Consider the following 543-nt stretch of genomic DNA (forward strand, 5'->3'; position numbering starts at 1 on the left):
CGCTTAGTTCTGCACGTTCAGCTCGGTGCGGCGGTTACGCTCGCTCTTGCAGCCCGGCAGCGTCTGGCCCAGGTCCTCGAGCGGACGGCTCTCGCCGTAGCCGTTCGGGCCCGACAGGCGAGCGGCGTCGATGCCGTTCGTCGTCAGGTAGTCGTACACGGCGCGCGAGCGACGCTCCGACAGCGACTGGTTGTAGGCATCCGAACCGCACTGGTCGGTGTGACCGGCCACTTCGGCACGCAGCTCCGGGTAACGCTGGAAGATCTGCACGGCCTCGTTGAGGATCGCCACCGCATCCGGACGCAGCGTCGACTTGTCGAAGTCGAAGTTCACGCCCTTCAGGTCGAGCGACACCGGCACCGGGCAGCCGTCCGGACCGATCGTCTGGCCAGCCTGCGAACCCGGGCACTTGTCGTCGCAGTTGTTCACGCCGTCGCCGTCGTCGTCGCCATCGGCGCAGTTCGGGGCGGCCGGGGCCGGCGGCGGCGGCGGAGCAGCCGGGGCGCCGAGCGGGATGATCACGCCGACCGAAGCCAGCACGTC

1 protein-coding gene is annotated in these 543 nt (G+C 69.6%); it reads right to left on the minus strand.

Annotation, left to right across the window (positions count from 1 at the left end; genetic code table 11):
* Positions 1-3 precede the first annotated feature (3 nt).
* The coding region (locus tag D3A60_RS14420) for an OmpA family protein (RefSeq protein WP_157981504.1) at positions 4-543 on the minus strand (540 nt) is incomplete at its 5' end.

This window comes from Cognatilysobacter tabacisoli (assembly GCF_003586305.1).
Classification (GTDB): domain Bacteria; phylum Pseudomonadota; class Gammaproteobacteria; order Xanthomonadales; family Xanthomonadaceae; genus Cognatilysobacter_A; species Cognatilysobacter_A tabacisoli.